Below are 25,153 nucleotides of genomic sequence, written 5' to 3' on the forward strand. Positions count from 1 at the left end.
TTCCATTATCATTGTAACAAAAAAAGGTACCGTATAAAAATAGAATTGTTCGTTTTTGTTTTAATATTTGTAGGATAGAACTTGTTTAGTAAACGCGTTGGCAATAATTTCATAACCTTTATCATTTGGATGTACTTGATCGTACAGTAATTCTTTTTTATCATTTGGTATTAATTTTCGAATTGGTAAAACAATGGACGGTTGATTCGCTTTTGAAATTGAGTAAACCGCATCATTCCAGCCATCTAAAAACATATCTGCATAAGAAGCAATTGAATCATCGAGTTGTAGAGGGTTATAGAGCTCAGATAGAATGAGTAAAGCATTTGGGTTGAGAGTTCGAACTGTCTTTACAATGTTTTTTACGTCTTCTTCAAAATGAGTTTTTTCTTTATTTAACATTTTAATACCATCTATAACACCTACATCACGATTTAAACGGAATAAATTATTTCCTCCAATATTAATGGTAATTATATTTGCTTCTTTAATTTTTTGCTGCACTTCTTCTGCCTGAATTTTTTGAACGAGACGATCTGTTGTAAGTCCGTTCACTCCAAGGTTTTCTACTCTAATCGGTTTGTGAATTTGTTCCTCTATTTGCTTGGAAGCTAATTCGGAAAACCCTCCTTGTGTCGAGCCATATCCCTTTGCAAGCGAATCTCCTAACACAAGATGATAAAAAGAGTCATTTGTTTGTTTATCAATCCAATGAGGAGTAGATGATGCTGATTTTTCTTTTTGTTTTGTTGTCTCATCGTTCTTTTCAAAATACGAATAAGAAATGATTAGAAGGAGGAGACAAACAATAATTAAGATGACTTTTTTCATAAAATTATCCTCCTTGTAATTGGTTATTGTATCATATTTAGCTGTATAAGTAATGGAAGGTTATATTATATCTTTATGTAAAGTTTACAATAAATTTACATAAAATTTGTAGAAGTATGTCAAAAATTATTGACGATATGAAAGTATGTTCGATATGATAATGTCAGATAAGGTGAAACTTCCATCAGTGGGGGATTTTCTTCATCCCTTCACCTGATGGTTAGTTGAACCAATCGGGCTTTTACGGGCAGTTGATCCCCCATCTAACTTTTTTGCTTCTGCTAAATTTTGAGGTGAGGATCTTACTGCCCGCAAATAGCGGGATAAGTGAATAGGCATCACTCTAATATTCTAATATGAGGAAATAAGAGAATGAAGGTAGAGAATACTTTATTAGAGTTTGATGAAAAGTTCATTTTATTTGTTTTTAAAGGGACAATTTAATAAGGGGGATTTTTTGTGAAGAAATCAAAGAAAGCGCTAGCAGGAGCGACGCTTGCATTAGGTGTTATCGCACCTCAAGTAATGCCAACTATTGCTCATGCAGAGGAACAAGCAGGAGAAAGTACAGTTAATTTACGAATATTGGAAACTTCGGATATTCATGTTAACTTAATGAACTACGACTATTATCAAACGAAAACAGATAATAAAGTTGGTTTAGTTCAGACAGCAACTCTTGTAAATGAGGAACGTGCAAAAGCGAAAAACTCTGTACTATTTGATGATGGGGATGCTCTACAAGGGACGCCGCTTGGGGATTATGTGGCGCAAAAAGGTTTGGATGGAAACTATGTTCACCCTTTATATCGTGTAATGAATTTAATGAAGTATGACGTCATTTCTCTTGGAAACCATGAGTTTAACTATGGCTTGGATTACTTAAAGAAGGCGACTAGTAAAACGCAGTTCCCGGTTATTAATTCAAATGTATATAAATACGATGGCGATGATATTGAAGAGAATGATGAAAACTACTTTAAACCGTACCATATTTTTGACAAAGTAGTAACAGATGAAGCTGGCAAAACACAAACAGTGAAAATCGGTGTAATGGGCTTTGTACCACCCCAAATTATGGGCTGGGATAAAGCGAATTTAGAAGGAAAAGTAAAAGCGAAAGACATTGTACAAACGGCAGAGAAATTGGTTCCAGAAATGCAAGCTAAAGGTGCAGATATTATTGTTGCATTAGCCCACTCTGGTGTTGATCAAAGTGGTTATAATGCTGGCATGGAAAATGCATCATATTATTTAGCAACAAAAGTGCCTGGTGTTGATGCAGTGTTAATGGGACATTCTCATACGGTAATAACGGACAAGTTTAACGGTGTTCCAGTTGTGATGCCAGGTGTTTTTGGAAGTAATTTAGGTATCATTGATATGGAGCTGAAAAAGGTAAACGGCAAGTGGGAAGTACAAAAAGATAAATCAGTTCCAAGTGTTCGTCCGATTTCTGATAGTAAAGGAAATGCATTAGTAGAATCTGATAAGAAATTAGTTGATGAAATTAAAGATGATCATGAAGCGACAATTAAATATGTAAATACACCTGTCGGTAAAACAACAGCACCAATTAATAGTTATTTTTCACTTGTACAAGATGATCCATCTGTACAGCTTGTTACGAATGCCCAAAAATGGTATGTAGAAAAGCTATTTGCAGAAAATGGACAATACAGTAAATATAAAGGAATCCCAGTTTTATCAGCAGGTGCACCTTTTAAAGCAGGCGGCCGAAATGGTGCAACTTATTATACTGATATTCCAGCAGGAACTTTAGCGATTAAAAACGTTGCTGATTTATATGTATATCCAAATACACTGTATGCTGTAAAAGTAAATGGTGCACAAGTAAAAGAATGGCTTGAAATGTCTGCAGGCCAGTTTAATCAAATTGATCCAGCTAAAGCAGAAGAACAGTCATTAGTAAATGTAAACTACCCTACATATAACTTTGATATTTTAGATGGCGTAAAATACGAAATTGATGTTACACAACCAGCAAAATATGATAAAGATGGAAAAGTAGTAAATCCAAATGCGAATCGTATTGTGAACGTATCATATGATGGGAAACCAATCGCTGATAATCAAGAATTTATTGTTGCTACCAATAACTACCGTGGTAGTAGCCAAACATTCCCAGGTGTAAGTAAGGGAGAAGTTGTGTATCAATCTCAAGATGAAACACGTCAAATCATTGCGAAATATATGAAAGAAACACCAGTTATTAACCCGGCAGCAGATCAAAACTGGGCGTTTAAACCAATCGTTGCTGAAAAATTAAATACGACATTTGACTCTTCACCAAATGCGCAAAAGTATATTACAAAAGATGGGAAAATCTCTTATGTTGGTCCATCTGAAAATGAGTTTGCGAAATATGCAATTGATTTAACGAAAAAGAACGATGGAGATAAGCCGACACCGCCAACACCGCCAACACCAGGTGAAGGAAATGATGGAGATAAGCCAACAACACCGCCAACACCAGGTGAGGAGAACAACGGTGGTAATCCAACAACACCAGGCGGGGAAAACAACGGTGGTAACCCAACAACACCAGGCGGAGAAAACAATGGAGATCCCCAAACAAATCCTGACAATGGAAATAAAGATACGAAAGAACATACAAATGTAAGTGAAGATAAAGAAACAAACGAAGTAGAGCGTGATTTACCAAAAACGGGAGCGAGTGTCTTCTCTACAATTGGAGCGGGACTTGCGTTTGTTGGAGCAGGCGTGTTTATGTTATTTAGACGAAAAAAAGCAAATAGATAATAACGTTCGCAAATAGAGGAATAAAGAAAAAAGGGATTACCACTATCGGTAATCCCTTTTTCTTTATATTTCATTTAAGAAACTGAAACAGTTTTTTCTTTTTTCCATGAAAGCCCGAATCCTGTGAATCCAACGATAATTGTAACGATTGGGCAAGCTAAGCAGAAAATTGAGTATGGAACATAATCAATTGTTGGAACGCTTAGTACGTTTGCTAAGAAGACGCCGCTTACGCCCCATGGTACAAGAGGATTAACAACTGTGCCTGCATCTTCTAGTACGCGTGATAAATTACGGCGTTCTAAACCGACTTCATCGTATTTGTTAGCAAATGCTTGTCCTGTTAAAACGATAGATAAGTATTGCTCACCAAGCAAGAAGTTAACTCCAATTGCTGTTGAAGCGGTAGAAATAATTAAACGAGTGCTTGTCTTAACGAAATTAGAAATAATGTTCATAAGCTGAGTAATAATGCCAATTCCTTGTAGTAACCCACCCATAGAAAGAGCAAGGAAAATAAGTGCAATTGACATAAGCATACTTTGTAATCCACCGCGTGATAATAAACTATCAATATCTTTTATGCCTGTCTTAGCAACATAGCCATCTTGCATAATTTTCATCAAATCAGCAAGTGATGTACCCGGCTTGAAAATAAAGAGAATGATAATACCAGCTACAATGCCAGCAAGTAAAGTTGGAACAGCCGGTACTTTTTTAAATGCGCATACGAATAGTAATAGAATCGGAATAAGTGTGACAATTGAAATGATTGTATTCTTTTCTAACGCATTTGTAAAAGTAGAGAAATCAACATTTCCTGAAGAACCACTTCCTAAAATGAAGAAAGCGATAAAGGCAATAATGAAAGCAGGAATTGTTGTCCAAAGCATGTTACGAATATGTTCAAATAGATCCACTCCTGTTACAGCAGGAGCTAAGTTTGTTGTATCCGATAAAGGAGACATCTTATCCCCGAAGAAAGCTCCAGAAACAATTGCACCAGCAATAAGTGCTGGATCGTATCCAAGAGCAGTACCCATTCCCATAAAAGCAAGTCCTACTGTCGCTGCTGTTGTAAAGGCGCTGCCGATACTTGTTCCGACAATTGCACAAACAACAAAGACTGTCGGGATGAAAATCTTTGGTGCTACAAGCCCGAATCCGTATACCATTAATGTTGGAATTGTCCCAGCAGCGATCCAAACGCTAATTAATACACCGACAAGTAAGAAGATGAAAATGGATGGAATACCAGCTGAAATACTACTTATCATTCCTTTTTCCATAGTAGACCAAGGGATTTTTTTAATAAATCCAAATGCTAATAATACAATAATGCCAAATAAAATTGGAATGTGTGGTGATGTTCCTAATTGAATAACGCTAAAGCCAATACAGAAAAAGATGAAAAATGTTAAAAGAATAGATTCAATTTTTGAAACCATTGTTTGCCCCTCCTAATAATCTAAAATAGTTCTTTTTTATATAAAATTCGCCAATATTGTATATTTCCTTCTAAAATTTAGAATTTTGCGACAAATTACCGGTAATTGTTTAGCATCATAAAAAAACGTCCCTGCATATAAATATGCAGGGACGAAAAGAATCGCGGTACCACCCTAGCTTGTGAAATGAACGTAGCACAAAATAAAGGGTCGTATAATATGCACCAACAGAAAATAAAAAACGCCCCTGCAGTATATGCAGGGACGAAAAAAATCGCGGTACCACCCTAAATTGTGAAACAGTTTCATTTCACCACTCTGTAGAAATAACGGTCCATAACCGTCTTTCACTACTCCAAACGTTTCGTAAAAGAAGCTCCAGGGGGTAATTCATAATTCGCTCTGTACTGGTTCGCACCGACCACCAGCTCTCTGAAATCAGGAAACGAAATACTACTAAATCCTATCATCGCCGATTCATATGATGTTAGTTAAATTTTTATCACATATCTATCACATATGTCAACATATATACTTATTATTTTTTTAAAGAAAATAACGAGAGAATGTTTTTTTTAGTTCTTATTTGTGCGTTATAATGAAAATAGAAAGGAGGGGAGTGAATGAAGAAAAAATTATTTCTTTTGACAACCTTACTTGTTCTTGGTGGAGGTGCTGGAATTTATACAGTATTTGCGGCATCACCAGATCAACCGAAATTAAAGGTTGAGCAAAAAGTAGAAACAAAGGAATTAGAGAAAGTCAAAGAAGAAAAGAATAGAGAGAAAACAGCTGCTAAATTAGGTGTTCCTCTTGAAGGAAAAACAGAAAAAGAAATTCAAAAAGAGTTAAATACAGCAAGGTTTGAAAAGCGTCATGAGCTGCTTATAGAACATGCAAAAAAACTTGGAATTGATACTGAAGGGAAAAAAGACGAAGAGATTATTTTGGAAATCGGAAAGATTCAGCATGGAAAATAAAACGACTTATCTTATGATAAGTCGTTCTTTTTTAAGAACATTTACCTTTTAAAATAATTGACAGTATTTTAATTTTAATGTTAACTATATTTATATAAAAGTTAACATTAGGGGTGACAATTGTGACTGTTAGTAGCAATACAAGTAAAAGAACAACCTATACATATGAAGAGTTGGCTGAGAAAAATAAAGCATACGTATGGCATCCATTTACGCAAATGAAGGACTATTTAGCGGAAGATCCAGTTATTATTGAGCGAGGAGAAGGCCGTAAATTATATGACGTAAATGGAAATGGTTATTGGGATGGCGTTTCATCCATTTGGCTTAATGTTCATGGACATCATGTTCCTGAATTAGATAATGCAATTCGTGAACAATTAAATAAAGTCGCGCATTCGACTATGCTAGGACTTGCAAATGTGCCATCGATTTTACTTGCAGAAAAGATCATTGAAGTTGTTCCGGAAGGTTTGAAAAAAGTATTCTATTCAGATTCTGGTTCTACAGCTGTTGAAATTGCAATTAAGATGGCTTTTCAATATTGGCAGCATAAAGGAAAACCTAAAAAACAAAAGTTTATTACATTAAAAGAAGCATATCATGGAGATACAATTGGAGCTGTTTCAGTAGGAGCGATTGACTTGTTTCACCAAGTGTACAGTTCGCTCTTATTTGAAGCAATAAAAATGCCATATCCATATACATATCGTTCTCCTTATGGGGATGACAAAGAACAAATTGTTCAAAAACATTTGGAAGAAATGGAAGAGTTATTAAAAGAAAAACATGATGAGATTGCAGCGATTATTGTAGAGCCGTTAATGCAAGGTGCAGGCGGTATGATTACAATGCCGAAAGGATATTTAAAAGGTCTTCGAGATCTTTGTACAACATATAATGTTTTATTTATTACAGATGAGGTGGCAACGGGATTTGGTCGTACTGGAAAAATGTTTGCTTGTGAACATGAAAATGTTACACCGGATATTTTAACAGCTGGAAAAGGCTTAACCGGTGGGTATTTACCGGTAGCTATTACTGTGACAACAGATGAAATTTATGATGCTTTTTTAGGTAGCTATGAAGAGCAGAAAACATTTTTCCATGGTCATAGTTATACCGGCAATCCATTAGGTTGCGCAGTTGCAATTGCTAATTTAGAACTTTATGAAAAAACAAATCTAGTAAAAGATGTTGCATACAAAGCAGAATATGTAGGGAAACAATTGGAAGCACTTTATGAATACAAACATGTTGGAGATATTCGTCAGTGTGGATTGATGGTAGGAATTGAACTTGTGAAAAATAAAGAAACGAAAGAGCCGTTTGAGTGGACGGAGCGAGTAGGCATGGAAGTGTGTAAGCGATCAAGAGAACTAGGAATGATTTTACGTCCGCTTGGTAATACCATTGTATTTATGCCACCGTTAGCATCTCAAGTAGATGAGATTGATGAAATGCTGCACATTTTATATCAAGCAATTGCAGATGTTACGGAGGGAGAATAATGGGTGGCTTTTTTATAACGGCAACGGATACGGAAGTGGGAAAAACAGTTGTTACAGGTGCATTAGCAGGAGTATTTAGAAATCGCGGGTATAACGTAGGGATATATAAACCATTGCAAAGCGGGCACATCGCTTCGAATCCAGAAGGGGATGCAGTTAGATTGAAAATGGCATCAGGAGTAATGACAGAGGCTGATCGCATTTGTCCTTATTCTATTGAAGAACCTCTCGCGCCAAGATTGGCAATGCGGCGAGCAGGAAGAACTGTGACACTAGCACAAATTACGGCTCATTATAATGAGTTAATGACAGAATTTGATAGTTTGCTTGTAGAAGGTGCAGGTGGTCTTGCAGTCCCATATACAGAAGATGCTTTAGTGGTTGATTTTGCAAAGGAATTGAAATTACCACTTATTATTGTCGCGCGTCCGGCGTTAGGTACTGTGAATCATACCGTTTTAACGATTTCGTATGCGAAAGCCCATGGTTTAACAGTTGCGGGTGTTATTTTATCCGGCTGTAAGGAATGTGAGAAGGAACGTGTGCAAGAGAATAAAGAAATGATTGAGGAGTTAAGTGGTATTCCGGTTTTGGGTTTACTACCAGAGCTTCAAGAAGGGTTTACGCGTGAAGAACTATTGAGAGCAGCAGAAGAGAATATTACGATTTCAAATTTAGAGGAGTTCGTCAAACATGGATCAAACGTGGAATCTACACTTTCACTCTAGTTTAAATCGTTTGAAAGAGAAATCACAATATCGACATGTAGTTATGACTGAGCAAGCTGAAGAACCATGGCTTATTAGGAATGGAAAACGTATGTTAAATTTAGCTTCGAATAACTATCTAGGCTTGGCGGGAGATAGACGATTAAAAGAAGCGTCTATTGTAGCGACAAAGGAATATGGAGTAGGAGCGACAGCATCACGACTTGTTGTAGGAAATTATGCACTATATGAAGAGGTAGAACAGAGTGTTTGTGATTGGAAAGAAACTGAAAAAGCAATCATTGTGAACAGTGGATATTCAGCAAATGTCGGGGCAATCTCTTCTTTAGTTGGGCGTCACGACATTGTTTTTAGCGATAAGTTAAATCATGCCAGCATTGTTGATGGGATTATGCTTAGCGGTGCAGAACATAAAAGATATCGACATAATGATTTAGAATATTTGGAAAGATTGTTGCAGATGGCACCTGTCGCAAAGCGAAAGTTAATCGTAACAGACACGGTTTTCAGCATGGATGGAGATGTTGCGCATCTAAAAGAGTTGATTATGCTGAAAGAAAAATATGGAGCATTATTGATGGTTGATGAGGCGCATGCAGGTGGAATATATGGAAAGCATGGTGCTGGTTTAGCGCATGTAGAGCAGGGACTTTCTGAAGGAATCGACATTCATATGGGAACGTTTAGTAAAGCGCTAGGGTGTTATGGAGCTTATTTAGCAGGTGATGCAATTTGTATCGATTATATGAAAAACACGATGAGAAGCTTCATTTTCACAACAGCATTACCGCCAGGGACACTTGGCGCAATGAAACGTGCAATTGAAATTGTGAAGGAAGATGAGGGAAGACGGCAGCGGCTCTTAGAAAATGGAGCTTATTTCCGCAATGCTTTAGAAGAAGTTGGTTTCAATATTGGTGATAGTTCAACACATATAGTACCAATTATTGTGGCGTCGAATGAAGCTACACTACATTTTAGTAAAAAACTGCAGGAGGCAGGAATTGCTGCAATTGCTATCAGGCCACCAACTGTTCCTTATAATAGTTCGCGAATCCGATTCGCAGTTACATCTGAACATACAAAAGCTGACTTACAATGGGCTATTGAGAAAATCATTCGAATTGGTAAAGAAGAGGGGGGAATGAGATGAAACAGCCCGAGCTTATTTTCATTCCTGGATGGGGGATGGAAAAACAAGTATGGGATCCATTACTTCCGTATTTTCAGGAATATTCTGTCTGGCATGTTGAATGGCGTGGTGTAAAAGAACTTAGTGAGTTTGCAGAACGAGTAGCAGAAGCTGCAAGAGGGCAGGATGTGATTTTGATTGGATGGTCACTTGGTGCATTAGCTGCCCTTCAAGCATGTGATAGAGTGCGGGTAAAAGGGATGATTTTAATAGGTGGTACAGCAAAGTTTACAGTGGATGAAAATTACGAGAGTGGATGGAAACTTCCTTTTGTAGAGCGGATGAAAAGAAGTTTAGTGAAGCGAAAGGACCACACATTGGAGCGTTTCTATAAAAGTATGTTTACAAAACAAGAGATAAAAGATAGTGAACAATTTGAAGACATTGCAGAACGTTTTCAAGGTGATTTCATTGAATCTTTACAGCTGGGACTTGATTATTTAATAGAGATGGATATGAGAAGTCAGTTAAAGCATGTAAAGATGCCGGTATTACTTCTTCATGGAGAACAGGATGCGATATGTCCACTATCTGCTGCTCGCTATATACAAGAAAATACGAATGGGGCGCTTAAAGTAATAAATGGAGCTGGGCATGCACTTTGTGTAACTGATTCCGAATATTGCGCAAATGAAATCATCCAGTTTGTAGAGGGGATACAAAATGATCAACAAAACGTTATTACAAAAACGATTTAATGGGGCAGCTGTATCCTATGATCAATATGCAAGTGTACAAAAAAAGATGGCGCAACAATTAATTTCTATAATGAAAAAACACTATCACAAGATGTCGTCTATCCGTATTTTAGAACTCGGATGTGGCACAGGCTATTTGACTGAGCAATTAGCTGTTTCCTTTCCAAATGCAGCAATTACTGCAATTGATTTTGCTGAAAGTATGATTGCTGTTGCGAAAACGAGAAATCACGTGGAATCTGTGACATTTCGGTGTGAAGATATTGAACATCTTACATTAAGTGAGTCATTTGATGTCATTATTTCAAGTGCAACATTTCAATGGCTAAACGATTTGCAAACAACGGTGAAACGTTTATATCATCATCATTTATTTGAGGATGGCTTGTTGTTATTTTCAACATTTGGAGAGCAAACATTTCAAGAACTTCATACGGCATTTCAAAGTGCTAAAAAAGAAAGAAATATGCAAAATGATGCATCTGTTGGACAACATTTTTTAACGAGAGAACAGCTGCAAGATGTATGTGAAAGTGTAACAGGGGATGTTCATGTTTCTGAAACATGTTACATAGAGAAGTTTGCTACAGTTCGTGAGTTTCTGCAATCGATTCGGAAAGTAGGCGCGACGAATAGCAATGCAGAATCTTACTGTCAAAGCCCGTCTATCTTTCGAACTATGCTCCGCATATACGAAAAAGATTTCACGGAAGAAGGGGAAATTGTAGCAACGTACCATGCTTTATTTGCGTATATTGAAAAAGAGGGGAAGAGAAGAAATGAAACAAGTACAAACAAAAGTAGATTGGAAGCAAATTGCATCTGAAGTAGTAGAGGGCAGAAGTATAACGAAAGAAGAAGCGATAGCTATTTTAGAAGCAGATGATACAGAAGTATTAGAGATTATGAATGCAGCTTATATCATACGTCATCATCATTTTGGTAAAAAAGTAAAATTAAATATGATTATTAATACGAAATCTGGATTATGCCCAGAAGATTGTGGGTATTGCTCACAGTCTATCGTTTCAGAGGCACCAATCGATAAGTATGCATGGTTAACACAGGAAAAAATTATTGAAGGTGCACACGAAGCAATTCGCCGTAAAGCGGGTACATACTGTATTGTTGCATCTGGTCGTCGTCCAACTGATAAAGAAGTAAATCATGTTATCGGTGCAGTGAAAGAAATCCGTGAAACAACGGATTTGAAAATTTGCTGCTGCTTAGGTTTTTTAAATGAGGATCAAGCAGGACGCTTAGCAGAAGCAGGTGTTCACCGTTATAACCATAACTTAAATACACATGCAAACAATTATGATAGCATTTGCTCAACACATACGTATGATGATCGTGTAGATACAGTAGAAAAAGCAAAGCAAGCGGGTATTTCCCCATGTTCTGGTGCGATTTTTGGAATGGGGGAAACGAAAGAGCAGCGCGTTGAAATTGCGCTTGAATTACAACGTATAGATGCGGATTCTATTCCATGTAACTTCCTTGTTGCTGTAAAAGGAACACCGCTTGAAGGACAGAAAGAATTAACACCAGTAGAATGTTTAAAAGTACTAGCGATGATGCGATTTGTCAATCCATCAAAAGAAATTCGAATTTCCGGTGGCCGCGAAATTAATTTGCGCTCTGTGCAGCCGCTTGGCTTATTCGCAGCAAATTCAATCTTTGTTGGTGATTATTTAACAACAGAGGGGCAAGAGCCAACAGCAGATTGGAATATGATTGAAGATTTAGGGTTTGAGATTGAGGAATGTGCGCTGTAAAAATGAGGGGGAAAGCCCCTTTGTAGATTAGAATAATCGAATAAAGTTTATACAAAACAGCCATTTTTTCATGGAATATTTATGAAAGGATGGCTGTTTTTATGGTTTCCATTACAAAGTAAAATATTTTCTTTTGTGTACAAACACCTTTTTTCACTAACAAATAACACATATGGAAAATGAAGGAGGGGTGATTGAAATAAAAAGGTAAATAAAAAAATATTTCGATTATATTGTGATTGGTGCTGGAACTACCGGAGGGGTAATCGCTAAAGAATTGACAGATGATAAATGTACTTCCGTGCTAGTTCTTGAAGCAGGGACAAATATGACGAATCAATTAAGTAATCCTTCTGTGGTGAATGCACTTACCTTAGCTACTGATAATAAGTTTTCATTTAATATTTTGTCTAAAATAGAGCAAGTAATTGGGCGGCAACTTAGATTGCCAGATGGTAATCCTTCTATGCCTGCACAGATAATCGCTTTAAATGCAGTACGATTTATTCAAGAAGATTTTTGCCCATATAGTATGGATGACAGTGATCTTGAATGTTAGGAAGATTAATAATTAAATGTTAAAAAAGTCGTTTTTTCTTGTGAACGTTTTCTATTACTTCGTCTTAATTAAGCAATAATTGTGAAATATTAACATTAGCTTTCTTAGAAATTTAGCTTATTTCAACACCGTTCAAGTTTTGAACGATGTTACTTAATTAAGAGATGAATAAAAATTGATTGTAGCTTTATGAATGTAGTCTTTCGTGAAATTTTATTGTAAATAAAATGTAATAAAGTACCTCTAGTCCTTCAGATAAGTAGCTTTTTAGTAAAAAATTTAATTGTGTGGGCGAATTTTCCACCCTGTAATTGTACATAGTAAAGGTGTAATTTATTTCGGGTTGGAGGATTTCAAATGCACAAATATATACTAGCTATTATGACCTTTCTTATTTTATTAAAGGCAATAAGCACCGATCCTGTTAAGGCAGCTGAAAATCCGGAACAGAAAGAAATGCAGCAAAGAATCGAACAGCATTTTCGAACAAAAGCTGAGCATTTTGGTATTGAAACTGAAGGGAAGGATCTAAAAGAAGTAAGAAAAGAGCTACATATTGTAGAGGAAGAAAAGAAGCGAGAAAATGTCTGGAAAACAGCTCAAAATCTTCGTATTAAGACAGAAGGAAAAACGATGGCTGAATTGATAAAAGATGTGCGGAAAAAAGTGGGAAAATAAATAGAAGAAAAAAGAGGCGAAAGCCTCTTTTTTTATGCCCATTGTTTTGATAAATGAGCCATTTCAATCGCAGCAACTGCAGATTCATATCCTTTGTTGCCAGCTTTTGTACCAGCACGTTCAATTGCTTGTTCAATTGTTTCAGTCGTTAATACGCCGAAAATAACTGGGATGTCTGTTTGTAATGATAAAGAGGCAACACCTTTTGCAACTTCATTACAAACATAATCATAATGAGTTGTAGCACCGCGAATGACTGTACCTAGTGTAATGACAGCATCGTATTTGCCGCTGTTTGCCATTTTCTTTGCGATTAATGGGATTTCAAATGCGCCTGGAACCCATGCAACATCAATATCATTTTCTTCTACACCATGTCGTTTTAAACCGTCTAGTGCACCGCCTAGTAGTTTGCTCGTAATAAATTCATTGAAACGTCCAACAACAATCCCTACTTTTAATCCTGTACCAACTAAATGACCTTCGAATACCATAATATATCTCTCCTTTAATTATAATTAATAGATTATAAGTTTAATAGGTGACCTAATTTTTCTACCTTTGTTTGTAAATATGTTTTGTTTTCTTCTTTTGTTGGCATTTGCAATGGTACGCGTTCGACAACTTCTAAATCATAACCTTGCAAACCTGCGATTTTTCTTGGGTTATTCGTTAATAAACGCAATTGCTGTAACCCTAGATCTTTTAAGATTTGGGCACCAATGCCGTAATCGCGAAGATCGGCAGGAAATCCTAGTTTTTCATTTGCCTCAACAGTATCTAATCCTTCTTCTTGTAATTTGTATGCACGGAGCTTATTCAGCAAGCCAATCCCGCGGCCTTCTTGGCGCATATAAAGAAGAATACCTTTTCCTTCGCGTTCAATTTGAGAAAGAGCAGCATGAAGCTGTGGACCACAGTCACAGCGGCATGAACCGAAAACATCGCCAGTTAAACATTCAGAATGCACACGAACGAGAACAGGTTCACCAGTAGAAATGTCTCCTTTTACGAGAGCGATATGTTCTTTCTGATCCAATGAGTTGGAATAACCGATTGCATGAAATGTACCGAAATCTGTCGGTAATGTAATTTCAATCTCCCTTGTCACGAGCGTTTCATGATGGCGGCGATAGGCGATTAAATCTTCAATCGTAATCATTTTTATATTAAATTGTTTTGCAACTTGTACTAAATCAGGAACACGTGCCATCGTGCCGTCTTCATTTATAATTTCACAAATAACTCCGGCTGGTTCTGCGCCACATAATTTTGCTAAATCAACAGCTGCCTCTGTATGCCCAGCGCGGCGCAGGACTCCACCTTCTTTGGCGATTAAAGGAAAGATATGACCCGGACGATTAAAATCTGTTCTTTTTGAATCCGGATTTAATAATTCGCGCACAGTCGTTGCACGTTCGTAAGCACTAATACCTGTTGTTGTAGAAATATGGTCAACGCTTACTGTAAACGCAGTATGATGAGAATCTGTATTATGAGAAACCATAGGCTCTAACTGTAAGCGTTCCGCATATTGTTCTGTAATCGGTACACAGACAAGGCCACGGCCATGTGTAATCATAAAATTAATTGTTTCTGGTGTAATGTTCTCTGCTAAAGCGATGAAATCTCCTTCGTTTTCACGGCTTTCATCATCACATACGATGACGACTTTTCCTTGTTTTAAATCTTCTAGTGCTTCTTCAATACGATGAAACATTGTGCTTCCTCCTTATAGAAATCCGTTTTCTTGTAAAAAGCTTTCTGTAACTGAAGTGCTTCGCTTTGTTGGCTTTGAAATAAAACGTTCGATATATTTTCCAATCATGTCACATTCAATATTCACAATATCTCCCGCCGCTTTTTTACCAATGATAGATTCGCTTACGGTATGTGGAATGAGCGAGATTGTAATGGAAGATTCATCTATATCAAATATTGTTAAACTTGTGCCATCAACAGCAATGGACCCTTTTTGTAAACAATAACGGAGTAAATCATCTGGAATTCCAATTTTGTAATATATAGCATTGTAGTGCTGTTTTTTATTTAAAATGGTTCCAATTCCATCGATATGCCCTGTGACGAAATGTCCACCAAAGCGTCCGTTTGCAGCCATTGCTCGTTCTAAATTTACTTTAGAACTGGTGTCGAGCATACGTAATGATGTCGCTCGCACCGTTTCAGGCATCGCATCAACAGTAAAAGAAGACGCTGTAAAAGAAGTGACGGTTAAACAGATCCCATTTACAGCAATACTGTCTCCTAGTTTTACGTCTGACAAGATTGTGTTTGCTGTAATTGTTAGCTTCATCGCTTCTCCGCTTTGCCTGATATTCGAAACAGTTCCAAGTTCTTCTACAATTCCTGTAAACATGCAGGCACCTCATTTCGCGCACTAGCAACGATTTTTATATCATCACCAATTTGTTTCATCTCTTGAATTTGCAAGGAAATTGCATCTTGCAGTTTTATAAAGCCGGTGCCACCAAACATAGTTGGAGCATCTTTTCCGCCGATTAATTTTGGACTTATATAGGTCACAATTTCATTGAAACACTTTGTTTCTAAAAAGCTCGCGTGTACCGATTGTCCACCTTCAACAAAGAGTGAAAGGATTTGTTTCTCACCGAGAAGGAGGAGAAGGTCGCGTATTTCAATTTGGCTCGTCTTCATTTGAAGTACAGATACCGCCTGAGATTCGTAGCCCGCTATTTTTTCTTTATTTACATCTTTTCCAACAATAATCCATGTTGGTGCCATCTCGTCTGTAATGACATGAGAGGATAGCGGAGTTCGTAAATGTGTATCTAAAATAATACGAATCGGATGCTTGCCGCCGTTTGGAAGGCGTGTTGTTAAAGATGGATTATCAGCTATGACAGTATTCACTCCGATAAGGATGGCATCGTGCGTATGACGATATTGATGGACATCTGTACGAGCAACTTCACCTGTAATCCATTTGCTTTCCCCGGTAGTAGTTGCTATTTTTCCATCTAAACTCATCGCTGTTTTTATTGTTACAAACGGCAGTTTCGTTTTCATATAGTGGAAAAAGTACCGGTTTAATGCGGTGGCCTCTTCTTCGAGAACACCAGTAGTTACGCTAATACCAGCTTTTTGCAAACGTTTTGCGCCGCTACCTGAAACGAGCGGATTGCAATCAAGTGTGGCAATTACAACACGTTTCACCTTTTTTTCAATAAGTAGATCGCAGCACGGTGGAGTTTTTCCAAAGTGACTACACGGCTCTAACGTTACATATACAGTGGAGCCGTTTGCTTTATCACCGGCCATGCGAAGAGCGTGAACTTCAGCGTGTTCTTCGCCTGCACGCAGATGCGCTCCCATTCCAACGATGTTTCCATCTTTTACAACAACAGCACCGACCATTGGATTTGGACTTGTTTGACCTGCAGTACTTTGTGCTAATTGCAAGGCAATCCTCATATATTCTTGGTCTGTCATTCTTTTCACCTCTCCTAAGAAAAATCAAAAAACCCCAAGGATAATAGTATCCTTGGGGTTTGGGAGACGTGATTTCTAGTAATATAGTTCGAATACGAGAGTATAGGAAAGAAGCCTAACGATAATTGATATTTTTGCACGAGAAAAAAGCCTAGCAAACTATCAATTTTTTATACGCTAGTCGTATCTTTTTATTTCAGCATAGAAAAATAGGTATATGAAATAAAACATATACAGTGATTCAAAACGAATCAGTAAAAATGTGTACGCCAAAATAAAAGTGTATTCGCTATATAAGCACTAGAAAACATATCCTTCTCCCATCCAGACTATACTGTCGGCCCTAGAATTTCACTAGATCCACCGTTTCCGAGTTGGAAACGGGTCACGGACTTAGAAGTGTGCACTTCATCACCGCCGGTTGGGAATTTCACCCGACCCCGAAGGATGCTGTTTGCTCACATTATAGCACAAAAAAGAAAAAGGGATAGTAAAAAATATTCGAATGTGAAGAATTGTATGAAAATGAAGGGGGGAATTAATTTTGTTATACTATATAAATACAAATTGAAAACTTGATAGAAAACCTTTTCTTTTTAGGGGAGGAGAGAGAGTCCGAGGCGGTTCACCCCATGCCATGTTAAACAAAAGGAGAAAATAAATGGAGGTCTGCTTTTGTTTTCATAGCCGCGACTTAAATGTTGGAGAATCAAAATGTATATATAGTATGGGAAAGATTTCAGTATATGTAAACGAGGTGGAAATATGAAATATATTGCAGTAGGAATCGGTGGTATTGTTGGAGCTTTAGCACGATACGAATTAGGACAATGGGCTGGTATTCATTCAGTCGATTCTTTTCCGCTGGCAACATGGTCAGCGAATATGATTGGTAGTTTTTTATTGGCATTTTTAACGATGTATTTGTTTCGTATGAAACATGTTTCACAAGTGATAATGAGTAGCATTGGAACAGGAATGATTGGTTCTTTTACCACTTTTTCAACATTTAACGTAGAGACATTGAAATTCATGCAGCATGAAGCGTTTCTTATGGCATTTTATTATGTAAGTACAAGTGTAGTTGGAGGATTGCTCTTTTCTTTATTTGGATTTTATCTTGGAAATGCATTATATGAAAAAAGCATGAAGAAAGAAGGAGCACTATGAATATATTGCTTGTAGGAATCGGTGGTTTTTTTGGAGCAATTGCTAGATTTTCTATTAGTAATGCAATGAAAGAAAAGTACGGAAGCTTGTTTCCATATGGAACACTATTTGTAAATATATTAGGCTCATTTTTACTAGGTCTATTGTATGGAGCTGAGGTGAGTAGAACATGGCTATTATTATGCGGAACAGGATTTATGGGAGCATTTACTACGTTTTCAACATTTAAGCTTGAAATTGTTCAATTGATACATAAGCGAGAAGGACAAAAGGCTGTATTGTATTTAATAATGAGTTATATGCTAGGCATTTTTTCAGCATTTTTAGGTTTTTATATAGGGCATATATAAGAAGCGCGCGCAAGTCATTGCGCGTGCTTCTTATATCATTATTCTCCCTTTGGTGCTCGAACAACAGATTCAAATATGCCTTTATGCGAAGCGTCGCAATAAGGCATATTTTTTGATAAGCCACAGCGACATAAAGAAAATGCAGGTTTTGCCGGGAAAGCATTCCCTTGTGAGTCGATTAATTCCACATCCCCTGTAATGCGAAATGAACCATTATCATTTACTTTAATTTGAACTTTTGCCAACGTTATTCCCCTCCTCTCAAACGCTTATGTTCATCATATAATTGTAGGAAGCACTTGACAATAAGAAAACAGTTCTTTGTGTGTAGGGGCAGAGAATGTTATAATAACGTTTATAACTGAAATACAGTAAGGTGACGAAACATGAATAAACAATTACGTACATTACAAAATATTGCAAATGAGCGCACTTGGGCATCGTTTTTAAATGATAATCATCCATATAGCTTACTTCATTGGTCGATTGCAGGTGTGGGACAAGAAGCAAAAGATGTGTGGCTTTTGCAAGATGAGGTAACATTTCAAACGACAGAATTTCAAACGCTTGATGAAGCGGTAAAATGGATTTCTGAAAATATGGAACAAGTTACAGATGTTTTAGCGCAGTAATATGAAAAAACAGGCTTATGCAAGCCTGTTTTTTGTTTCTTTTACATATGTTTCTAAGAATTGATCAACGGCATCCTCATACTCTTGTTTATTTTCGTTATAAGAGCAAGCGTGTGCACCGTGTTCTGCAATAAAGAGCTGTTTATTATTTTCTTTTGCTTCATAAAGGGCTTTTGTCATATCACATAAAATATAGTCATCGTCTTTACTATGAATAAAAAGGACTGGATTATTTATGTTTTTTACACAATCGATAGGAGAAACTTCACGTATTGTATAACCGTCTCGTACTTTTAAAACGGCATTTGCCAATGGTAGTAGTGGCCATTTTGGTAAATGAAACTCGACTTTTAAGCGATGGTGTAATTGTTCGTAGAAGTCAGAAAATGGACAATCTGCAATGTAAAAATCAGCACCGTCTTCCACCATACCTGCGTATTGTAGCAATGTCGCTGCTCCCATTGATTCTCCATGAACACCAAGTATAATATTTGTACCAAAACGGTCTTTGAGCCAGTCAACTACCGTCTTTAAATCATATTTTTCGTAATAGCCATAACTTGTCGTTTTACCACCTGTTTTACCATGGCGACGATGATCATAAATAAATACATTGTAGCCTCTGTTTAAAAATAAATTTGCATATTTGACAGAGTTTATTTTATTTACGGTTACACCGTGGCAAAAAATCATAAATTTATTAGAATTGCCTGCAGAAATGTAGTAGCCGTGAAGGTCGTATTTAAATTGAGACGGGATACGAACCTCTTCTTTTGGAATGGCGTTAAAATCCTCTAAGCGAAAGTGTTTTTTTGTTTCACGTTCTAAAATTTCTTCCTCTGTTTTTTTCTTTAAATACATTACTTTATTGGTAAAGAAAATACCGATACCAATTAATGCTCCTATTATGGTTAGCAATGCTGTAAAAAAACGTTTCATATCTTCCCTCATCCTCCAAATATCTCTGCATATGATACACTTATATTGTATCATAATGATGTAAAAGGGGGAGAGAGTGGGACATGATTCGAATACAAAAAATCACAGTGGAAATGAGAAAAACAATTGAACTTTTTATGCATGAAAATTGGGGAAGCACGTTGATGGTTTCACGTGAAAGAGCACATCAGTTAGATCAATTGCCTGGTTTTATTGCAACTGAAGATAACAGAATAATAGGAATTATTACATATGAAATAAAAGAAAATGATTGTGAGATTGTTTCTTTAGATAGCTTTAAGGAGAACAAGGGAATTGGAACTAAGCTTGTAGAGTACGTAATTGATATTGCAAAAAAACAATGTTGTAAAAAGGTGTGGCTTATTACAACAAATGATAATACAAACGCACTTCGTTTTTATCAGAAACGTGGTTTTATGATGACGAATTTATATATTGATGCGGTCAAGGAAGCAAGGAAGATAAAGCGAGAAATTCCGCTTATTGGCTATGATAACATCGCGATTTTACATGAAATTCAACTAGAAAAAATGAATTTATAAAATCCATCTTTATATATGTTGAAGATGGAAAATGTAAGAAGTATTTTATGTAACAATTTTCAGAAATATAAAATAATAACCTTGACGAATACCCTACTTTGTTTTAGGTTTAAATTGTAAGCTATTACCATATTAAGGGGTGACGATGTGGCAACCATACGTGATGTTGCAAAATTGGCCGGTGTTTCAGTCGCAACCGTTTCACGAGTCATTAATGAAAAAGGGTATGTTCATGAGGATACAGTAAAACAAGTAAAACAAGCAATTGAAGAACTACAGTATAAACCAAATGCTGTAGCGAAGGCGTTATTTAAAAAATCTTCGACAATGATTGCTATATTAGTATCAAATTTAGAAGATCCATCCTATATAACATTACTTCGTTCAGTAGAAGAAGCTGCATATAAAGAAGGATATCAAATTGTTATTTGTAATACAGAAAATAAAACAGGATATATAGATATATTAATGCAAAATAATATTGCTGGCGTTATTATGACGAAAGATGTATTTGAGCATGTGAAGCAACTTTCCCTTCCATTTGTTGTACTTGAGGGCGGAACAGAGGCAGCATCTATTTCTACATATTATGAAAGTGGTAGAAAGGCCGTTACTGTATTGAAAGAAAAAGGTTGTCATTTTCTTGCTTATATTGGGGATAAGATAGAAGACGAAGCAATGGAAGAGCACACTGCTGGTTTTTTAGATGCTGTTTGGGATGAAGGAATTGCTTATCGAGAAGAAAAAATAAAGGGACAAGATGAGGAAAGTCAAATTGCTGAATTATTACGGAAGCATCCTTATATAGATGGTATAGTAGCTGCTAGCGATGCGATTGCAATTGCTACAATTCGCGCGGCGAATGCTCTTGATCTCCATATACCGAATCATTTGCAAGTCATTGGTTTTAAGGGAAGTTTACAAGGTGAATGGGTTACGCCGCCTTTGACAACAATTGGAAGTTGTTTTGAAAGGCAAGGAGTATTAGCTGTACAAAGATTGGTAGGGAAAATGAAAAAGGAACAAGTAAAACTTGAGGAAGTGAAGCAAGAGTTTATATTAATCGAACGAGAATCTACAAAGTAAAAGGTGCGTCTAGTAAACGCACCTTTTTTATAATGTTATAGCAGCAATAAAGCCGAATATAAGTAACGGAATATTGTAGTGAAGAAAAGTTGGGACACACGTATCCCATATATGATGATGCCTGCCATCAGCATTTAAACCTGAGGTAGGTCCTAGTGTACTATCAGATGCTGGAGAACCAGCATCACCTAATGCACCAGCTGTACCGATAATCGCGATGGTTGCCATCGGGCTAAACCCAAGTTGGATACATAGCGGGACGAAGATGGTTGTTAAAATCGGAATGGTAGAAAAGGAAGAACCGATTCCCATCGTAACGAGCAGACCGATAACAAGCATAAGAAAGGCAGCGAGCGGTTTGCTGTTTCCAATTAAATTGACGCTTGTCTGAACAAGTGATTCAACATGCCCTGTTTTCCGAAGAACTGCTCCGAATCCAGCGGCAGAAATCATGACGAAACCGATAAATGACATCATTCGCATACCACTTGTTAAAATAGCATCAGCTTCTTTTAAAGGAAGGCTACCACTAACGGATAATACAATGATTCCAGCTAGTGCGCCAAAAATCATGGATTCTGTTGCTAGCTGCACACTTAGTGTTGCGATAATAGACAATAACCCAAAGGAAATGCTTCTTTTTGTATAAGGAGCGGCTTCATCAGATGTGGCATGAATAGGTTCGGTGTGATAAGTACGTGGTTTACGATATGTAATGAAAACAGCGATACATAGACCGATAATCATTCCTATTGCTGGAATTGTCATTGCTTTTGGGATAAGCGCTACATCAAATGTAAGTCCGCTTTGCTGTGCATTTGTTTGTAGTACATCGTGATAAATTTTTCCAAATCCAGCTGGAATCCACATGTAAGGAGTGATTAATCCGAATGTAATAATACATGTAACAAGCCGGCGGTCCACTTTCAGTTCATTTAGTACTTTTAAAAGCGCTGGAATTAGAATAGGGATAAAAGCAATATGAACCGGAATAACATTTTGTGAAAAACAAGCCATTGCCAAAATAATAAATAAAATGAGTATTTTTGAATATGTTTGCTTTTGTGTGTCTTTTTCATTACCAACTAAGTTCAGTGCAGTATGAATCATAGCATCGGGCAGACCTGTTTTGGAAAGAGAAATAGCAAATCCTCCGAGCATGGCGTAACTTAAAGCGATTGGAGCACTGTTTCCAAGACCCGTAGTAAAAGTATTGATTGTTTCTGAAATTCCAAGTCCACCAATTAGTCCACCTGTTAAGGCACCGACGATAATAGCGACAATGACTTGGACACGTAATAAACTAAGCAGTAGCATCACTGCTACTGCGATGAGTACAGCGTTCATAATAAATGTAATCTCCCTGATCTTTTTCTGTTTGTGCAGCTTATTCTGGATAGAAATGCTTACTAACTTGAGTAAAGTTGCGACATGTAATTATAAAATGTTTTCTGTGAAATGTAAAAGGTATAACGATTACTAGTGTGGAAAAGATAGCTCTTGTTTAATAGAGCATAAAGACTTTGCAAACAGTTTAGGTTCTTCTAAATTTGGTGAATGAGCAGAGTTTGGGAACCAAATCATTTTTTTGATGGGTGCTTGAATTGTATCGCAATATTGTTGAACGAGTGCATAAGGTGTTTGATAGTCGAAACGACCAGAACAAAAATAAACAGGTACGGAAAGTTTTGAGATTGAAGAAAAGAAATCTACTGTCAGCATTTCTTCCCATAATGCCCCGGATTTCATATTTCCTGCGAGAAATCTCACCCAATCTAGCGATGTATATTCTGAAGAAAATAGTCCTTTACGAATGAAAGAAAACGAAGTCCCGTTTTGAACTGCTCCTCCAAATGTACCGAGCCACTTCCTTTGAATGATAAGACGCCGCATATCTAGAAAAGGAGGTTTTCCTAGTTTTGTTAGAGAGGTCAATGCCCGCTCGTGTCCATGTTTTTTTGCAGAATGAATTAAATGCTGATAGAGCAATTCTTCGTTTTGCTTCATATGTACAATCTGACCGATGCCAATGTAGGCTTCGATGTATTCTGGATATTGATTTGCGATTTGTAGACCGATAATACTTCCCCAAGAATGTCCAGCGAGAAATAGTTTTTGTTTTTTGAAGCGAGAAAGAAGGTATTTTATTACTTCAAGTGCATCTAAAACAAATTGTTCAATTGTGAAAGGTGCTTTTATATCCCGCCAAGAAAAGGATTTTCCAGCTCCGCGTTGATCCCAATTGACAACAATAAAGTGCTTTTCTAAGTCTTCTTGAAAATGGCGAATGAACCCAATTTGCGCCATACCAGGACCGCCATGACAGCATAATAAAATAGGCTGATTTACGTCTTGACCGCGAATGAGTAGAGATTGCTGATGATTGTTAATCGTCACGCTTTCTATCGTAGCGACGCTATTTGGAGTTGGATTCTTAAATTCGTTGTAAAACTGTGGAGTGTGGCTACGAAACAGCATATAAAAAACCTCCTTTTCTCTAATGGTATGTATCGCAAGGGTGTACGATTTTGCATATACTATTAAGAAATTATTGTATCATAACATGCCGACTGTATTTCAACTATGAGAGCTCAGGGAGAGGGGGAAGGAAGTGACGGTTGGAGAAATTATAGATTGCTTAAACAAACGTGAACCACTTGCTATTATTGCGAAACGCCTCGACATGAGCCCATATGCATTGTCGAAAAAGTTAAGAGTGCTTGGATATGAATATGATGGTGAACAGAAGAAACGAATATTCATTGGAGAGGGAGAAGAGCCCCGCCATTTATATCTTCAAGAAGCTACTGCGCTTCAATATGTAAAAACAGATTATCAGGTTTTGATTTATGAACAATTGCAAAAAATTTATGAATTACTGCGAAAACGAGAGGAACTTATTATCCCCAAAAGAGTCAAAAGTAATGAGAAGAAAAAACGTACTTTTTCTATATGTACGGAAATTTTAGAGAAACTAGACGTTGTATCGGATGCAACAGGTATTCATAAATCTAGAATTGTAGAAGAAGCGTTGATAGAATTTTTGCGGAAATATGAAGAAGCTGATGAAATGTATCAGGATAAATGAAAGAAAGGATACTATGTTCAATGTAAGAGCATGTATCCTCTGTATTTTTATCTAGCTATTTGTGGATAGTTAGAGTTTTTAGTGAAAGTAAAGGAGTTAGGTGGGGATGAGAAAATCTTCATGGAATAGGCATTTGCCTTGTATAAAACAATTATTATTTTTTAGCTTTTAAAAAATAATATAGGAACCAAACGGCGTGATTTTGTTCATCTGCTGCTGTTCTACGAAATGTCTCTTTAATATATTGATCTGTAGTATCATCTGCAATTTTCAAGTAAAAATCGACTGTTCGTTGCTCATCTTGTAGCGCGTATTCTAATCCATTCACATAAGAATCTGGACATTGTTCAATAATTTTTGGCTGAGGTTGTTTACCGGTTAAATGAATATAAATTTGTACAAATTGCTGGAAATGTTTTATTTCGTCTTGTCGGATTTCGAGTATTTGATTGCGTTCATTATCTTGTGGAGCTAAATTAGCTAATTTAGCATAGCAATTTATTGCACTATACTCTCCGTTAATTGCATTTTCAATGTCATGAATTAGCTTGTCGTTTTGTCTGTATATCAAATTGCAATCATTTGAATAAGAATACATATGTTCACCTCCCAGTGTCTGCTCATATATCCTACGAGAAATCAATATACTGAGTGCATATCCTTTAAA

The 25,153-nt window shown here is 36.8% G+C and carries 27 protein-coding genes, 1 riboswitch and 1 other annotated feature; of the genes, 16 read left to right on the forward strand and 11 right to left on the reverse strand.

Features of this window, described 5'->3' with window-relative positions; all coding sequences use genetic code 11:
• Nucleotides 1-60: 60 nt before the first annotated feature.
• Complete coding sequence (locus C568_RS0103545) at nucleotides 61-831, reverse strand: GDSL-type esterase/lipase family protein (RefSeq protein ID WP_018780808.1); 771 nt, start codon at nucleotides 829-831, stop codon at nucleotides 61-63.
• Nucleotides 832-1,290: 459 nt separating this feature from the next.
• Between C568_RS0103545 and cpdB the strand changes: the two genes are divergently transcribed.
• Nucleotides 1,291-3,615 (forward strand): bifunctional 2',3'-cyclic-nucleotide 2'-phosphodiesterase/3'-nucleotidase, encoded by a 2,325-nt coding sequence (gene cpdB / locus C568_RS0103550; protein ID WP_018780809.1) that lies wholly within the window; start codon nucleotides 1,291-1,293, stop codon nucleotides 3,613-3,615.
• 74 nt (nucleotides 3,616-3,689) lie between these two features.
• On the opposite strand, the gene nhaC is transcribed toward cpdB, so the two are convergent.
• Nucleotides 3,690-5,063, reverse strand: coding sequence for a Na+/H+ antiporter NhaC (nhaC, locus tag C568_RS0103555; protein ID WP_003208412.1), 1,374 nt, complete (start codon nucleotides 5,061-5,063; stop codon nucleotides 3,690-3,692).
• Nucleotides 5,064-5,320: 257 nt separating this feature from the next.
• Nucleotides 5,321-5,542 (reverse strand) — a binding site (T-box leader).
• Between the two features lie 144 nt (nucleotides 5,543-5,686).
• Here nhaC and C568_RS0103560 point away from each other — a divergent pair.
• The 9 genes from C568_RS0103560 to C568_RS0103600 all read left to right on the forward strand — a co-directional run bounded on the left by C568_RS0103560 (nucleotide 5,687) and on the right by C568_RS0103600 (nucleotide 13,187).
• Complete coding sequence (locus C568_RS0103560) at nucleotides 5,687-6,043, forward strand: hypothetical protein (protein ID WP_018780810.1); 357 nt, start codon at nucleotides 5,687-5,689, stop codon at nucleotides 6,041-6,043.
• A 122-nt stretch (nucleotides 6,044-6,165) separates the two neighbouring features.
• Nucleotides 6,166-7,554, forward strand: coding sequence for an adenosylmethionine--8-amino-7-oxononanoate transaminase (bioA, locus tag C568_RS0103565; protein ID WP_018780811.1), 1,389 nt, complete (start codon nucleotides 6,166-6,168; stop codon nucleotides 7,552-7,554).
• Complete coding sequence (gene bioD, locus C568_RS0103570) at nucleotides 7,554-8,282, forward strand: dethiobiotin synthase (RefSeq protein ID WP_018780812.1); 729 nt, start codon at nucleotides 7,554-7,556, stop codon at nucleotides 8,280-8,282. The genes bioA and bioD overlap by 1 nt, the downstream gene beginning before the upstream one ends.
• The gene (gene bioF, locus C568_RS0103575) at nucleotides 8,248-9,435 is read left to right on the forward strand and encodes an 8-amino-7-oxononanoate synthase (protein ID WP_018780813.1); all 1,188 of its coding nucleotides are present in this window, start codon (nucleotides 8,248-8,250) and stop codon (nucleotides 9,433-9,435) included. The genes bioD and bioF overlap by 35 nt, the downstream gene beginning before the upstream one ends.
• On the forward strand, nucleotides 9,432-10,172 hold the full coding sequence (locus C568_RS0103580) for an alpha/beta fold hydrolase (RefSeq protein WP_018780814.1): 741 nt from the start codon (nucleotides 9,432-9,434) through the stop codon (nucleotides 10,170-10,172). Before bioF ends, C568_RS0103580 begins: the two co-directional genes overlap by 4 nt.
• On the forward strand, nucleotides 10,138-10,998 hold the full coding sequence (gene bioC, locus C568_RS0103585; protein WP_018780815.1) for a malonyl-ACP O-methyltransferase BioC: 861 nt from the start codon (nucleotides 10,138-10,140) through the stop codon (nucleotides 10,996-10,998). Before C568_RS0103580 ends, bioC begins: the two co-directional genes overlap by 35 nt.
• Entirely contained in the window at nucleotides 10,952-11,950 is a 999-nt protein-coding gene (gene bioB / locus C568_RS0103590) for a biotin synthase BioB (RefSeq protein WP_018766115.1), read from the forward strand. The genes bioC and bioB overlap by 47 nt, the downstream gene beginning before the upstream one ends.
• 235 nt (nucleotides 11,951-12,185) lie before the next feature.
• A complete protein-coding gene (locus C568_RS0103595) occupies nucleotides 12,186-12,509 on the forward strand; it encodes a GMC family oxidoreductase N-terminal domain-containing protein (RefSeq protein WP_018766114.1) in 324 nt (107 codons plus the stop codon).
• Nucleotides 12,510-12,866: 357 nt separating this feature from the next.
• Nucleotides 12,867-13,187 carry a hypothetical protein gene (locus C568_RS0103600; RefSeq protein ID WP_018766113.1) on the forward strand — a complete coding sequence of 107 codons (321 nt, stop codon included), beginning with the start codon at nucleotides 12,867-12,869 and terminating at the stop codon, nucleotides 13,185-13,187.
• A gap of 32 nt (nucleotides 13,188-13,219) precedes the next feature.
• On the opposite strand, the gene ribH is transcribed toward C568_RS0103600, so the two are convergent.
• The 4 genes from ribH to ribD are packed head-to-tail and all read right to left on the reverse strand — an operon-like array spanning nucleotide 13,220 to nucleotide 16,658.
• A complete protein-coding gene (ribH, locus tag C568_RS0103605; protein WP_016131961.1) occupies nucleotides 13,220-13,681 on the reverse strand; it encodes a 6,7-dimethyl-8-ribityllumazine synthase in 462 nt (153 codons plus the stop codon).
• A gap of 32 nt (nucleotides 13,682-13,713) precedes the next feature.
• On the reverse strand, nucleotides 13,714-14,907 hold the full coding sequence (locus C568_RS0103610; protein WP_018780816.1) for a bifunctional 3,4-dihydroxy-2-butanone-4-phosphate synthase/GTP cyclohydrolase II: 1,194 nt from the start codon (nucleotides 14,905-14,907) through the stop codon (nucleotides 13,714-13,716).
• A 12-nt stretch (nucleotides 14,908-14,919) separates the two neighbouring features.
• Nucleotides 14,920-15,564, reverse strand: a complete 645-nt coding sequence (gene ribE, locus C568_RS0103615; protein WP_018780817.1) for a riboflavin synthase — start codon at nucleotides 15,562-15,564, stop codon at nucleotides 14,920-14,922.
• Nucleotides 15,546-16,658, reverse strand: a complete 1,113-nt coding sequence (ribD, locus tag C568_RS0103620; protein WP_018780818.1) for a bifunctional diaminohydroxyphosphoribosylaminopyrimidine deaminase/5-amino-6-(5-phosphoribosylamino)uracil reductase RibD — start codon at nucleotides 16,656-16,658, stop codon at nucleotides 15,546-15,548. The genes ribE and ribD overlap by 19 nt, the downstream gene beginning before the upstream one ends.
• 308 nt (nucleotides 16,659-16,966) lie before the next feature.
• Nucleotides 16,967-17,110: riboswitch (FMN riboswitch) on the reverse strand.
• Nucleotides 17,111-17,423: 313 nt separating this feature from the next.
• On the opposite strand from ribD, the gene crcB (C568_RS0103630) reads away from it, so the two are divergent.
• Nucleotides 17,424-17,828 (forward strand): fluoride efflux transporter CrcB, encoded by a 405-nt coding sequence (gene crcB / locus C568_RS0103630; protein ID WP_003208320.1) that lies wholly within the window; start codon nucleotides 17,424-17,426, stop codon nucleotides 17,826-17,828.
• Complete coding sequence (gene crcB, locus C568_RS0103635; RefSeq protein WP_018780819.1) at nucleotides 17,825-18,178, forward strand: fluoride efflux transporter CrcB; 354 nt, start codon at nucleotides 17,825-17,827, stop codon at nucleotides 18,176-18,178. Before crcB (C568_RS0103630) ends, crcB (C568_RS0103635) begins: the two co-directional genes overlap by 4 nt.
• A 38-nt stretch (nucleotides 18,179-18,216) precedes the next feature.
• Here crcB (C568_RS0103635) and C568_RS0103640 read toward each other — a convergent pair whose 3' ends face one another.
• On the reverse strand, nucleotides 18,217-18,423 hold the full coding sequence (locus tag C568_RS0103640; RefSeq protein ID WP_003200081.1) for a CDGSH iron-sulfur domain-containing protein: 207 nt from the start codon (nucleotides 18,421-18,423) through the stop codon (nucleotides 18,217-18,219).
• Nucleotides 18,424-18,564: 141 nt separating this feature from the next.
• Between C568_RS0103640 and C568_RS0103645 the strand changes: the two genes are divergently transcribed.
• A complete protein-coding gene (locus C568_RS0103645) occupies nucleotides 18,565-18,810 on the forward strand; it encodes a DUF2552 family protein (RefSeq protein WP_003200083.1) in 246 nt (81 codons plus the stop codon).
• 15 nt (nucleotides 18,811-18,825) lie between these two features.
• On the opposite strand, the gene C568_RS0103650 is transcribed toward C568_RS0103645, so the two are convergent.
• Complete coding sequence (locus C568_RS0103650) at nucleotides 18,826-19,749, reverse strand: alpha/beta hydrolase (RefSeq protein ID WP_018780820.1); 924 nt, start codon at nucleotides 19,747-19,749, stop codon at nucleotides 18,826-18,828.
• Between the two features lie 83 nt (nucleotides 19,750-19,832).
• Here C568_RS0103650 and C568_RS0103655 point away from each other — a divergent pair, with 83 nt between their 5' ends.
• Both C568_RS0103655 and C568_RS0103660 read left to right on the forward strand, forming a co-directional pair.
• Nucleotides 19,833-20,312, forward strand: coding sequence for a GNAT family N-acetyltransferase (locus tag C568_RS0103655; RefSeq protein ID WP_018766107.1), 480 nt, complete (start codon nucleotides 19,833-19,835; stop codon nucleotides 20,310-20,312).
• Between the two features lie 147 nt (nucleotides 20,313-20,459).
• Entirely contained in the window at nucleotides 20,460-21,398 is a 939-nt protein-coding gene (locus C568_RS0103660) for a LacI family DNA-binding transcriptional regulator (protein WP_018780821.1), read from the forward strand.
• 27 nt (nucleotides 21,399-21,425) lie between these two features.
• Here the strand turns inward: C568_RS0103660 and C568_RS0103665 are convergent, their stop codons facing one another.
• Nucleotides 21,426-22,745, reverse strand: a complete 1,320-nt coding sequence (locus C568_RS0103665; RefSeq protein WP_018780822.1) for a Na+/H+ antiporter family protein — start codon at nucleotides 22,743-22,745, stop codon at nucleotides 21,426-21,428.
• A 132-nt stretch (nucleotides 22,746-22,877) separates the two neighbouring features.
• Complete coding sequence (locus C568_RS0103670; RefSeq protein WP_018780823.1) at nucleotides 22,878-23,876, reverse strand: alpha/beta fold hydrolase; 999 nt, start codon at nucleotides 23,874-23,876, stop codon at nucleotides 22,878-22,880.
• A gap of 133 nt (nucleotides 23,877-24,009) precedes the next feature.
• Between C568_RS0103670 and C568_RS0103675 the strand changes: the two genes are divergently transcribed.
• Nucleotides 24,010-24,486: a ribbon-helix-helix domain-containing protein gene (locus tag C568_RS0103675; RefSeq protein WP_018780824.1), complete on the forward strand. Its 477-nt coding sequence runs from the start codon at nucleotides 24,010-24,012 to the stop codon at nucleotides 24,484-24,486.
• Nucleotides 24,487-24,640: 154 nt separating this feature from the next.
• On the opposite strand, the gene C568_RS0103680 is transcribed toward C568_RS0103675, so the two are convergent.
• Nucleotides 24,641-25,084: a ferritin-like domain-containing protein gene (locus C568_RS0103680; RefSeq protein WP_006095889.1), complete on the reverse strand. Its 444-nt coding sequence runs from the start codon at nucleotides 25,082-25,084 to the stop codon at nucleotides 24,641-24,643.
• Between the last annotated feature and the right edge of the window lie 69 nt (nucleotides 25,085-25,153).

The sequence above is a fragment of the Bacillus sp. 95MFCvi2.1 genome, assembly GCF_000374965.1.
Taxonomy (GTDB): Bacteria; Bacillota; Bacilli; order Bacillales; family Bacillaceae_G; genus Bacillus_A; species Bacillus_A pseudomycoides.

What these genes read in the sequence shown, in the direction of transcription:
- ribD (WP_018780818.1), bottom strand. Translation starts at nt 16,658, where the DNA reads ATGACAGACCAAGAATATATGAGGATTGCCTTGCAATTAGCACAAAGT.
- C568_RS0103650 (WP_018780820.1), bottom strand. Translation starts at nt 19,749, where the DNA reads ATGAAACGTTTTTTTACAGCATTGCTAACCATAATAGGAGCATTAATT.
- C568_RS0103680 (WP_006095889.1), bottom strand. Translation starts at nt 25,084, where the DNA reads ATGTATTCTTATTCAAATGATTGCAATTTGATATACAGACAAAACGAC.
- C568_RS0103545 (WP_018780808.1), bottom strand. Translation starts at nt 831, where the DNA reads ATGAAAAAAGTCATCTTAATTATTGTTTGTCTCCTCCTTCTAATCATT.
- C568_RS0103560 (WP_018780810.1), top strand. Translation starts at nt 5,687, where the DNA reads ATGAAGAAAAAATTATTTCTTTTGACAACCTTACTTGTTCTTGGTGGA.
- C568_RS0103610 (WP_018780816.1), bottom strand. Translation starts at nt 14,907, where the DNA reads ATGTTTCATCGTATTGAAGAAGCACTAGAAGATTTAAAACAAGGAAAA.
- bioC (WP_018780815.1), top strand. Translation starts at nt 10,138, where the DNA reads ATGATCAACAAAACGTTATTACAAAAACGATTTAATGGGGCAGCTGTA.
- bioB (WP_018766115.1), top strand. Translation starts at nt 10,952, where the DNA reads ATGAAACAAGTACAAACAAAAGTAGATTGGAAGCAAATTGCATCTGAA.
- nhaC (WP_003208412.1), bottom strand. Translation starts at nt 5,063, where the DNA reads ATGGTTTCAAAAATTGAATCTATTCTTTTAACATTTTTCATCTTTTTC.
- C568_RS0103665 (WP_018780822.1), bottom strand. Translation starts at nt 22,745, where the DNA reads ATGAACGCTGTACTCATCGCAGTAGCAGTGATGCTACTGCTTAGTTTA.
- ribH (WP_016131961.1), bottom strand. Translation starts at nt 13,681, where the DNA reads ATGGTATTCGAAGGTCATTTAGTTGGTACAGGATTAAAAGTAGGGATT.
- C568_RS0103655 (WP_018766107.1), top strand. Translation starts at nt 19,833, where the DNA reads ATGATTCGAATACAAAAAATCACAGTGGAAATGAGAAAAACAATTGAA.
- C568_RS0103670 (WP_018780823.1), bottom strand. Translation starts at nt 23,876, where the DNA reads ATGCTGTTTCGTAGCCACACTCCACAGTTTTACAACGAATTTAAGAAT.
- C568_RS0103645 (WP_003200083.1), top strand. Translation starts at nt 18,565, where the DNA reads ATGAATAAACAATTACGTACATTACAAAATATTGCAAATGAGCGCACT.
- ribE (WP_018780817.1), bottom strand. Translation starts at nt 15,564, where the DNA reads ATGTTTACAGGAATTGTAGAAGAACTTGGAACTGTTTCGAATATCAGG.
- C568_RS0103580 (WP_018780814.1), top strand. Translation starts at nt 9,432, where the DNA reads ATGAAACAGCCCGAGCTTATTTTCATTCCTGGATGGGGGATGGAAAAA.
- crcB (WP_003208320.1), top strand. Translation starts at nt 17,424, where the DNA reads ATGAAATATATTGCAGTAGGAATCGGTGGTATTGTTGGAGCTTTAGCA.
- C568_RS0103600 (WP_018766113.1), top strand. Translation starts at nt 12,867, where the DNA reads ATGCACAAATATATACTAGCTATTATGACCTTTCTTATTTTATTAAAG.
- bioF (WP_018780813.1), top strand. Translation starts at nt 8,248, where the DNA reads ATGGATCAAACGTGGAATCTACACTTTCACTCTAGTTTAAATCGTTTG.
- bioD (WP_018780812.1), top strand. Translation starts at nt 7,554, where the DNA reads ATGGGTGGCTTTTTTATAACGGCAACGGATACGGAAGTGGGAAAAACA.
- crcB (WP_018780819.1), top strand. Translation starts at nt 17,825, where the DNA reads ATGAATATATTGCTTGTAGGAATCGGTGGTTTTTTTGGAGCAATTGCT.